Genomic DNA, 10,866 nt, shown 5'->3' with positions numbered 1-10,866 from the left:
CCGAAAGTTCTCCTCGGATGCGGTCATTGGTAGCATCGTCGAAATAATGCTCATCCAACAGCAAATCGTGCTGACCTGTCACGGCGATATCCCGATTGGCGTCGTAGCTGAAAAAGCTGGAAGGCGACAGCATATGGGAAAAGTTGTTGCCGTATTTCCAGTGGATCTTCTTCATCACATCGTTAGCGCGGTAGTTGTTCGCCAGATGGATAAACCAATAGGCCATCGGGTTGCTGCCGGCCGGACGAATGAAGAAGACGGTCATGTACTGGGCACCGCTTTCCTGCTTGATCCCCTCGGACAGATAGCGCTGGATCAGGTATTGCCAGCTCCGTGGCTGATGCGCCTTCAGCTGTTTAAGCATGTCCCATGGCACATGCTGATCCAAGCCGATATTTGCAATGGCTTTCCGGTTCGCTTGGCGGTCGGCTAGATACGTAACCAAAAAATCGACATTGAAGGTCAGCAGGACCTCGGCTTTGTTGAGATTCTGGAAAATCCATTTGATCTTAGGGAACGGCACATCGCCATACATCATGCCCAGCCCCGCAGCGAGGATTGCCTTTTTCCGAGCCGGCTGCATATCTCAGACCATCTATCCACTCGTCAATACGCTCGTATCGTCAAAGGTTGGGTGAAAGCCATTGGCCCTGATCCAGCCCTGTATGGCATTCACACAATAAGACGTACGAAGGCATCGCTGATCTATCGCAGGACGAAGAACCTGCGGGCAGTTCAACTGTTGCTCGGCCATACGAAGCTGGAGAGCACCGTTCGATATCTGGGGATTGAGGTCGATGATGCCCTAGAGATGGCGGAACAGACCGAGGTTTGACCATGCATAGCGACGGTCGAAGCCAGGCCGTCGCTAACCGGCCAATAGCCGCCCTAGTCTGCCCACCAGTTCGGTATGACAGATGCTAGGCCGGTCAGGGCGCCGACTACCCCAATCATGATGCTACTCCAGAAGGTTACCGGCTCGCGGCGCTGCCTACGCTCCTCGCGGATGTCTGCCCTGACAATGCGAATGCCAGCATCTGTGAGATACCTGGGCTCCCGCGGGTCGCTATCAAATTCGACTCGCCCCCAGAAAGTCCTGTCATCGCGATCAGGCAGTGGGACACCGAGGCGGTCTGCCTCTATCATCCAGTACTCGGTCAAGATCAGCAGCCGCCATTCGTACAGACTGTCCGACTTCTGAATATAGTCCTGAAGCTGTCCATCCTGTTCCGGTTGGACGGTGTGGGGCGGGTGCATCTTCTCCAGTTCGGACCTGGCTTTTTCGCACTTGGCCAACTCAGATCGCATCACTCGGTAATGCTTTGTCCACATCGCTCGCCCCTCCCTTGGAAGAGCGCGACGCTACCTGACTGCAAATCTGAATACCACCTTGCCCGGCCGAATCCTTGCCCGATGCGCGGCCGGCGGGCGTGCCGTGGAGTATAGGGCTAGCCCAAAATAATAGGGGATGGAAGAATCGATTGAGCATTCGGCTGAACGTATCGTCGGGATAATAGGCATTTAGTAAAATTCAATGCCAATGCTTCGGAATCAGTGGTAACTCCCGGCTGTAACATGCTACCGCGCCCTTCGACAAGAATGGCTGCAAACGACAATAAGCTAATTAAATTAAAAAGCCGCAAGAAATTACTCGGTGTTGCGTAGCCTTTAAAGAATCCATGCGCAATCCCATGCCGATTTAAAACAAAGTGCGATGGTAACGACTCTGTATGACCGTAAAAACACCCACGGAAGTACATTTCCATGCTCTCCAGCATCTGCACTTGCTCATGATATCGACTTAAATAGTTTATCGTTAATTCCTTGTCTGGATACCAATCATAACCTGCGACCAGTCGTTTCAACTCACCTTGCTTTATTCGATGAAAAACCTTTAGAAGCGTCTCTATATTCACGGCATCCTTAACTGGAAGAGAGACGTGCTTTCCAAGCTCTCTTAGGAACCCTTCTATGCAAGGCAGAATTCCAACAATTGCCACGCCGTACAGACCCAGACAGTATGCCTTTACAGCCTCAATCAGCTGTTCTTGATACTGAGCAAAAGTGATGCGCTGAGACCATGCCCCACAAATCAGGTCGGCCATTCGTGGGGGCGTGTACATTTCCAACAGCATATTATTCGCGTGAGCGTACCTTTCCTCTTCACTGTTGCTTTTCGAGATTTTTCCGCCGTATTCAGATAGAAATCCAAAGCTATGATATGGGGGGAGTACTATCTCAGTAGTCGCAAACGTATCTCTGTACCAAGCTAGCCCAGAGCCCACTTTGATTTCCGAAAGATCTCTTGGAAAAAATGCACACTCACCAGATGAAACAATTTTATATCCGCGAATATCCCGAAAACAGCTCAGCTTCGCTTCCTGCAAACTATCAAACTCATGCTTCCCTCGATGTAAGCAAGCTTCTACTGCTTTTATTCCTCGCCCCAGCGCCATCGATTTTCTGCACTGCTTGTAAGCCTTAGCGAAGTCCATAGCTGCCCTTGTTATTCGACCCACTGATTCGATCGAACCTACCTGACAACACCTAGCCACGCAAACCATCTGCCGGCGCAGCCCGGCGGTAATGACTGACACGCAATTATTAGACGAATTTGAACGTCAGCTTCTGGCCGGGAGGTGCCTGTCGTAGCAGGCTGAAACCGGCCATAAGCGGCAGTCTGTTGAGCTAACCATCTTTGGACAGCATTTAGGCTGAACAGCCCGCAGGAAAGGTGGCGCGTGTCAGCTATAGGAGAATGGATTTAATCTCACGCTTGGCCTATTGGCCGGAAAAACTGTTGCACTGAGCTTTACTTCTCGTGGAGGGCGTCCACCTAAGATGATCAGAATCGGTTCTCGACACGAGTATTTGGAGTTTGTAGCGATGGATCGCATGGTATGCATATCGGGGCCGCTTGGTTCCGGTGATCCGCCAGGATGATAGTGCCACTCACCGACATAGTGAAAACCTTCATCCCAACGCGCGGCGAGCAATTCTCTCAGCCCAATTGTTCCGCGTTGGAAGGTGACTGAGCTGCTGATTGAGTCCTTGGGGTGTGATGTAATTTCCGAGATAAGGGCAACGCTCCCGTCGCTACTGTACTTCCCTATCAAAATGCCGCCCGTTTCGTGCGTTCCTGCCCGGACACAGTCACTTACCATCTTACTTAAGGCTGCAGCCTCAAAGGTCACAGTGTATGGGGCACCGGGGCTCGAGAATGAGAGCGGGACAGAGTTCTTCATTTTGCATGCTCGACTGTGCCGTCCGGCATTTGCCGGAAATACTCGTAGTGCCTTCCTGGACTCAATACGGCCCTACGGATGAATTTGCTACCAATCGCTCCCCATAGCTGAACATCATCGGCGGTCGCAGGGAATACGGCATGCCAGCATCCGATACCTTCGATCTTTTCGTCTAAGTCGTCGAAGGTCGGGGTGGGAGAGGCTGAGAATTGGGCCTTGGCATCTATGGCTGGAAAGCTCGATTCGGAAGCGGCATACGCGAAAAGGCCTTCCGCTCGCCACGTCATAGCTAGGCTCACAAAGAGCTTTTCACTCTGCCAATCGAACGAAGCCAGAGCATCCAATACTTCATCGTCGCCCGTGCAGTCGACAATCACATCATAGCTTCTGACTGCTTGTTTGAGCTGTTCGCTATGGGGCGGAAACACGGTATCAAACGCCCTGACCTTTGCATCGGGCATGCATCCGTTGAGGTGCGCAGCAAGAGCCTTGGCTTTCTTGTGCCCCACCGCCTGCATGGAGAGCGTATGGCGGCTGAGATTGCCCATCATCACCCAGTCGTAATCCAGAATACCCAGTTCGCAAACGCCCATACGGAGGAGGTTCTCTGCGACTGAGCTTCCGAGAGAACCTGCGCCTATCAATACAATTCGACGCCCGCACATCTCACTCTCGGCCGCTCCCCTCGTTCTCAGTTGGTCCGAGGCCCAGTTGGCTGTGCGCTGCCACTTCAGGGGTTCCTTGGATATAGCAATTTCAGCATCCCATTGGCGATGGTTGCGCTCACAGGATCTGAATCCATTTCGCCGCGCTGTCTTGTTGGCGAGTGGGGGGGATTTAATCGCAAGCCAGTGAAATCGGGATGGTGCTAACCCAACTCGCTCCGCGATCGGGAATCCCAGAAGTAGTACCCAGGGCGGGGCTCTCCGAGGACTTCGCCTAACCGCGCGCCCCATGTCAACGAGCATTTTTTCAAGATCGACGTGGTTAGCTGCTAGGCGTTCGTTTAGTTCTAGCCAAGACTTAGGCGCTTGCCAGGGAGGGGCTACTGGCATCTCAGGCAAGACAAGCCACAGGGCATCTGATGTACGTTCTTTGCTCAGCATCGAAGGCGACCATTCAGTGGTCCTGAAGATCTCGCCGTCGGCCAGTTGATATGCCGTTATGACCCGGGTGCCATCGGTCCCTTTCAACGGGCTTGTGCTTGCGTACCCCCAACTCCCTTGGCGAGGCATCCACTGCGAAAGGCCGCCGGCGATTTCTCGAAACCCCAACAGTGGAAAGAGGGTTTGTCCGGGTAGGGGCGGAAGCTCAAGTGGGTCTCCCTCAACGCTAAGGGAATCGCTTGCCGCCGCGTCAATCCAGTTCAATAAGCGCTGCAGCAACCAGGACAAGCGTTCGGCCAGGTTGCGAGGTTCGTTCGACCAGCTAGTGCGATTGAAAACTCCGATAGGTTTTTCCAAGCAAGGTTTGCCGAGCCTCCAATGACGCGGTGGATACGCTTCGCCGTTGTAATCCTGGTGAGGGAATGTGGCGGTGATGCCGTGAGTAGCATCTGGATAAACGTGAGCTGTTTCCCCGTTATGGGTTGTCCAGACCACTAGCTGCCAGATCGATTCGCTTGGCACAAAGTCAGTCGGCGGTACGGAAAGACGCGCTACGAACCGGAGCGACCATTCTCCTTCCGGATGCAGCACCCAGCTACTGTCTGTATGGGTGCGTGCACCGCTGTTGATGGCATCAACAACCGACAACAGAATGTGGGGCGTTATCACCTGACGAACAGTCAAGCGAACCGCTCAGTCTTGTCAGGCTGGGCAGAGTGGTTCGGTGCGGTAAAGCCCCCATTCGACCTGTCACCACCTTGCGGGCCGGGCAGTGGGAACTTGCGCCCCAACAAGTCTTGCCACAACTGACCGCTCTCCTGGGCATCGGTGCTGTCGAGCGCTTTCCTGGCCAGCTTGGCCGCTTCGCATACTGCCGCGTAAAAGGCCTTGAAGTCTTCTACCGACAAGCGTGCGAGAACGTTGTGCTCTGGGACACCGTGGTCGGCAAGTGTTGGGACTGAATTGAGCCGGTCATAATAGGACCAGGTATCCCTGAAACTCTCCAAGGCCTGAACCAGGCCCGTCGCCATGGAGGTGGTACCGTCGACCAGGACATGCCCGATCATGTGCTCCAGTGGGTAGCCTTTCGGGTACTTAGGAAGACTTTTTGCATTCTCCTGGCGCCACCACTTCATTGCTCGCACCAGGTTCACGTAGTGGCCATTGCACGCTCGATTCTTTGCCGCCGTCCATTGAATCTGTGCGAGTGGGTGAGTGCGCCCCCACTTGCCGGCATCCCGATCCGGAAGAAACAATGGATGGGGCTTCCACTCTTCCTGAGGCGCGTCCTGAAGAGGCGTCGCGTTGCCGAGCAGACCGCTAGGTGGTGTCCAACTGCTGTTCAATCGCCAGCTGGTCTCTTCTTCGAGCGAGTTAGTGGTCAACACGGACTGCGACCGGTAGAGCTGTTCTAGGAGACTGCGACGCGGGCCGTCGGTGGGCAGAGCCGTAATTACCAGGTCGAGATCCACATAGGAAAGCTCAATCCCGAATGAGCGCCCCTGGGGGCGCCATTTCCCCTTGTAGTAACGCTCCAGAAATGGCTCGAAGAGAACCATAGCCTCCTTCGGCGTCAGTCGGTTGTAATCCAGATTCGTCACCACCACGACATCGACGTCTGGACGTTTGTCACCCAGGGGGCGGATGGCTGTTGACCTGCGAACGCTGCCTTGCAGGAAGGTAGCTACGACGATGCCCTTGAGTTTCTCATCGGACTCGAGCCGGCTTCGCAAGGTCTTCGACCCGACTTTCCAATCTTCCTGCTGTGAAGGCGTTGGCCGAATTCCCGCTAGGAACTCCGCGAATTGAGGTTTGAGTTCCATGTCATTGAACCTTGAAGGTGGGGTGGTAGCTACCGTCGACGCGGCGGTTGAAATCGAACTCGTAGAAAACGCATGTGCCCATAGCTTCGGCGTGTTGACCCACAAAGAAATTGACCGCATTCGGTGCCGCGCTAAATACGTGGATTTGAGCGCCGAATGGAACCCGAGCCTTGGCCACTGCCTTGGCAACGTCGTCCGCCAGGCGGGCGGCATGGGCCCCTCCCGCTACGGCGTTTTGGCCTGGCCCCTCTGTAGGCGTGATGTGCAAAATCTTGCCTATCGTCGGCTGCTTGGCGACGTAGTCCCGCACATCGTCCACAGCATCTCGAGATATGCTCAACACAAGCGCAATGTCTGGACCAGCATGGAGTTGTTCAACAGTGACATCGGTTGCGCTCTTATCTTTGCCGTCATCTGCCCGCCAAACAGATGTCCCTGAGCGCCCCTTCTGAACGAGCTCAACCTCCATGCCGGATTTCAGCCCGAGGCATCGTCCTGCCAGGAATGCGATTGAGGTATGAACGTCCAGAAACAATCGAATACGGCGTTCCGATTGCTTTATTCGCGCCAGGAACGACTCAACCGCGGGTTGAACTACAGATGCCCAATCCTCGCCTGGTCTGAGGTGACGGCCGTCAAAGTGCTGCAATAGTGAAAGAGTGTTTTCCGGTAGCGCGTCTATACGGTCGGTTGGACCATCTGCAAACGAGCGAAGGGCTACGTTGAGGAGATTCTCAGGAGGATCGGAACGAACCCAACCTTCCTCTTGGCAGAGGGTTTCGAACTGCTGGCGCGTAAACTGGTACAGGCCTTTGCTCTTGAGGGACCTTGCAGCAGCGTCGAAACGGAATTCGGAACTGTCATGGCAACTGATCAGGCCAACTACTCGGAAGCGAAGGTTCACTTCTTCGCGCAGCTGAGTCAGAGACCGCTGGGCGGTTGCAATATGAAGTCCCTCCAGCACCTTCTTCAGTTCGTCGTCCGATGCGAGCTTGAGATGTTCGCGCCACAGCTTGCGAACCTTGCCCATTTTACTGGTGTCCGTTTTGCCAACCGATAGCTTGTCAAGGCGCAGGGAATAGTCCACGGCTGAAATGATCTCACCCAGTGGATCGCCATCTTTAACGCTGTCGATCGTAACAAGGTGATAAGCAGAGTTCTGAGGTGCGCTCTTTTTTGCCTGCTTCAATCTTTCCAGGAGAGACACCGATTCGGCGCCGATGAAGGCTGGATTGATGAGATCTGCGTAGCCGAATCGACCTGCGCCAGTGACATGAAACTTGATCTGGTGGTAGTCAACCGAGATGCGCACCGGCCCAGTGCTCGCCCGCGGCGGGTCATAGCGAATAATCACGTCGTCGAACGCTTTAGGACCGTCAGCCTCGTAGGAGACTTCAATGACATGTGACTGATCAGGGTCCCTTAATGCAGATGCATGAATCCAGAAAAATCGGGCTTGATAATCATGCCCGTGCCATCCGGCCGAAACCGCGTTTGCCATGCTCAATTCCTTATGCAGCGTTATGGCGAAACGCTATCGCCTCTTCAATCTGGATTCAAGCCGAAACGCTGGTTACGTGATCTCTCGATCGGCAGGCGGGAGGATGCGAAACAATCAGGGGGGCTACGAAATGATGTTGGCGCGAGAAATATAGCCTCGTTCGGTTGGCTGTAACTGACTGCTTTTGGCCGAAGTCGGTCACCGGTCTTAGTTAGCCAGGCGCGCCCGAGACTGATTTCTTAAACTGAAGCATAAAAGCCATCGCTGTTGAGGCTAAAGAACCCGCGCAGATGCTCAATGAAGAAAGACACCTTCGCAGACAGGTTTAGGCGCTCAAGGTAAACGGCGTAAATATCTGCAGGCGGGGTTTCGTAGTCTGTCAGCACTTCCACCAGGCGGCCGCTGCTCAGGTGGTTGGCGAGATTCCATTCAGCGCGCATCAAAATACCGTGTCCCTCCAATGCCCAGTTCAAAGCCACCTCCCCATCGTTTGTGCTGAGGTTGCCTCGAACCTTTATCGCTTCGCTCTGTTTCCCCCGACTGAGTCGCCACACGCCAAAAGCTGAATCATTCTGGCGCAGCACGATGCAGTTGTGCTGCATCAGATCTTTTGGGGTTAGAGGGCGACCATGGGTAGCTAGGTAAGACGGAGCAGCACACAGCTTGCGCCGGTTCGCCGCAATCTTTCGTGCGATTAGCCGGGAGTCAGGCAAGTCACCGAAGCGAATAGCGACGTCGATGGCGTCGTCCGGCAAGTTAATTGGCCGATCGCTCAAGTGGAGTTGCACCTCAACCTCCGGATAGCGCCGGACAAACGAAGAAATGGCTGGGCAGACATGCGTGCGCCCGAAACCTAGAGGTGCATTAACGCGCAGAAGGCCCTTGGGAAGGGCACGGCTGCTGGACACTTGGCGCTCCATTTCCTCGATCTCTCGAAGGATGCGCTGAGCGCTGTCCAGATACAGCTCGCCTTCAGCTGTGAGGCTAATGCTACGCGTGGTGCGATTCAGCAGCCGGACACCGAGGCGCTGCTCCAACTGTGCCAGTCGCTTTGATACCGCCGGGGGCGTCAGATTGAGCTCGCGCGCGGTTGCCGCAAGGCTGCCCAAACGGACGAGCTGTGAAAAGAAGGCGAGCTCGGATACAGGGTTCATAGTTAACTCTAAAGAAACAATGAAGTTAATTTCATTGTATTACACGCCTCAAAGAAAACCATTACTTTGTCCCCCACGCACCAGTGCTCAGCTCAATCGTTCTGCGAGCGAGGTGGGTCTCGACGTGCAGCAGGCAGTTATCGGTGCTGCCCCATTCTTGCTCAAAACAATAATTTTGGAGGAAGAGCATGGCCAGACGACTTCATGCGAATCATGCGTCCGCAGTTTCTGGGCGCGGACCGCAGATATGGAGCTTGTACGCCTTGTGAGGCCAGCCTCAACCGCGCTCCGGTGAGCTCGCCGAGCTTGCCTACTCCGAGCACGCGTTCATGGCTACGGCAAGAAGTCACACCGCGCCCCGTGCGGCGCACCACCCAGCCTTCGTGTCTAGTCCAGGCAATTCGCTTCGGATTTGTTTTGCCTAGCTACGCAACGATGCAAGCCCATTAGCCTTTGATGCAGATGAGGAAAACAAAAAATGGATAACGAATTAGCTGTCCAGTCGCTGACTGACGTGATGGCAAAGTTTACCGCTTACATTGGTAAGCGGCTGCCGACTGATGTTAAAGAAAAGACTGCCAAATTGCGTTCAGCGGAGACCAATTCGCTGGCCATCGAAATCTACGACTCGATGGCCGAGAACCAAGACTATGCGGACAAGCTAGACCGTCCCAGCTGTCAGGATACCGGGGTAATCCAATACTTCATCTCTGCCGGTGCGAAGTTCCCACTCCTTGGCGAGCTGGAGGACATCCTTCAGAACGCTACCCTGGAGGCGACGAAGAAAGGGCCGCTGCGTCACAACGCCGTAGAGACTTTCGACGAGAAGAACACCGGCACGAATACCGGCTCGAAGATTCCATGGCTAGATTGGGAAATCATCCCCGACGCCGATTACGCGCTGATTGACGTGTATATGGCAGGTGGCGGTTGCACTCTTCCAGGTTCAGCCAAGGTATTGATGCCCGGTCAGGGCTATGAGGGCGTGACCGAGTTTGTATTCGATGTAATTACCTCTCGCGGTATCAATGCTTGTCCTCCGCTGCTAGTGGGAGTCGGGGTGTCCACCTCGGTAGAGACAGCGGCTCGCCTGTCCAAGCGCGCAATTCTGCGCCCGGTTGATTCCAGCCACCCGAATGAAAATGCCGCAATGATGGAGAAGCTCCTTGAGGAAGGCCTCAATGAGATCGGCATTGGCCCGCAGGGGCTGAGTGGTAACAGCAGCGTGATGGGCGTCAACATCGAGTCCTCTGCGCGTCACCCCTCCACAATTGGCGTCGCTGTCTCAACCGGGTGCTGGGCGCATCGGCGCGGCAAGATCCGCATTAATGCCGACCTGTCTTACGACATCCTTTCTCATGAAGGAGTAGTTCTGTGAAAAAGATTCTTTCCACTCCGATCAAGGATGAAGACCTGGCGGCGCTCACCGTTGGCGACATCGTTTACCTGACAGGCCAGCTGGTAACTTGCCGCGATGTGGCGCATCGGCGACTGATCGAGCTCAAGCGCGAGCTGCCAGTCGATCTGCGTGGCGGAGCGATCTTTCACGCCGGGCCGATTGTGCGTAAGAAGGACGATGGCAGTTTTGAAATGGTATCCATCGGCCCTACCACCAGTATGCGCATGGAGAAGTTCGAGAAGGCCTTCATCGAACAGACCGGAGTCAAGCTGATTATTGGCAAAGGGGGTATGGGCCCGGAAACCACAACTGGTTGCCTGGAGAACAAGGCGGTTCATGCGGTTTTCCCTGGCGGCTGCGCGGTGCTGGCAGCAACCAAGGTGGAAGAGATCGAGCGTGCCGAATGGCAGGATCTTGGCATGCCAGAAACCCTGTGGGTAAATCGCGTGCGGGAGTTCGGCCCACTGATCATCTCTATCGACACCAAGGGCAACAACCTGTTTGAACAGAACAAGGTGCGCTTCAACGAGCGCAAGAGTTCGGTGATCGAGAAGATCAACAGCCAGGTTCGATTCATCAAGTAAACCACCCTGGCAGGGGCTTTCACGGCTGTCAGGCCGTGAAAGCCCTGGCGCCAG

The 10,866-nt window shown here is 54.7% G+C and carries 8 protein-coding genes and 2 pseudogenes; 3 read left to right on the top strand and 7 right to left on the bottom strand.

Going from position 1 to position 10,866, the window contains the following annotated elements; translation table 11 throughout:
- Window positions 1-532 (bottom strand): annotated as a pseudogene (tcmP, locus tag NAV27_RS17065) (three-Cys-motif partner protein TcmP); the annotation flags it as partial.
- On the opposite strand from tcmP, the pseudogene NAV27_RS17060 reads away from it, so the two are divergent.
- Window positions 530-835: pseudogene (locus NAV27_RS17060) on the top strand (tyrosine-type recombinase/integrase); the annotation flags it as partial. The pseudogenes tcmP and NAV27_RS17060 sit on opposite strands and share 3 nt — an antisense overlap.
- 613 nt (window positions 836-1,448) lie before the next feature.
- Here the strand turns inward: NAV27_RS17060 and NAV27_RS17055 are convergent.
- The 6 genes from NAV27_RS17055 to NAV27_RS17035 form a co-directional block, all read right to left on the bottom strand.
- A complete protein-coding gene (locus NAV27_RS17055) occupies window positions 1,449-2,495 on the bottom strand; it encodes a hypothetical protein (RefSeq protein ID WP_146029404.1) in 1,047 nt (348 codons plus the stop codon).
- Between the two features lie 249 nt (window positions 2,496-2,744).
- Entirely contained in the window at window positions 2,745-3,245 is a 501-nt protein-coding gene (locus NAV27_RS19200) for a Mov34/MPN/PAD-1 family protein (RefSeq protein ID WP_081262852.1), read from the bottom strand.
- Window positions 3,242-4,846: a HesA/MoeB/ThiF family protein gene (locus tag NAV27_RS19260; protein ID WP_500862667.1), complete on the bottom strand. Its 1,605-nt coding sequence runs from the start codon at window positions 4,844-4,846 to the stop codon at window positions 3,242-3,244. The genes NAV27_RS19200 and NAV27_RS19260 overlap by 4 nt, the downstream gene beginning before the upstream one ends.
- Window positions 4,847-5,031: 185 nt before the next feature.
- Entirely contained in the window at window positions 5,032-6,174 is a 1,143-nt protein-coding gene (locus NAV27_RS17045) for an SMODS domain-containing nucleotidyltransferase (protein WP_064481020.1), read from the bottom strand.
- A gap of 1 nt (window position 6,175) precedes the next feature.
- Entirely contained in the window at window positions 6,176-7,675 is a 1,500-nt protein-coding gene (locus tag NAV27_RS17040) for an SAVED domain-containing protein (RefSeq protein ID WP_064481019.1), read from the bottom strand.
- 239 nt (window positions 7,676-7,914) lie between these two features.
- On the bottom strand, window positions 7,915-8,829 hold the full coding sequence (locus tag NAV27_RS17035) for a LysR family transcriptional regulator (RefSeq protein ID WP_102829516.1): 915 nt from the start codon (window positions 8,827-8,829) through the stop codon (window positions 7,915-7,917).
- 478 nt (window positions 8,830-9,307) lie between these two features.
- On the opposite strand from NAV27_RS17035, the gene ttdA reads away from it, so the two are divergent.
- Window positions 9,308-10,207, top strand: coding sequence for a L(+)-tartrate dehydratase subunit alpha (ttdA, locus tag NAV27_RS17030; RefSeq protein WP_014852411.1), 900 nt, complete (start codon window positions 9,308-9,310; stop codon window positions 10,205-10,207).
- Entirely contained in the window at window positions 10,204-10,812 is a 609-nt protein-coding gene (ttdB, locus tag NAV27_RS17025; protein WP_102829517.1) for a L(+)-tartrate dehydratase subunit beta, read from the top strand. The genes ttdA and ttdB overlap by 4 nt, the downstream gene beginning before the upstream one ends.
- Window positions 10,813-10,866: the final 54 nt, after the last annotated feature.

The organism is Stutzerimonas degradans (assembly GCF_024448505.1).
Taxonomy (GTDB): domain Bacteria; phylum Pseudomonadota; class Gammaproteobacteria; order Pseudomonadales; family Pseudomonadaceae; genus Stutzerimonas; species Stutzerimonas degradans.
The sequence above is the reverse complement of the archived record's forward strand: the minus strand, read 5'-3'. Positions and strand labels throughout refer to the sequence as shown.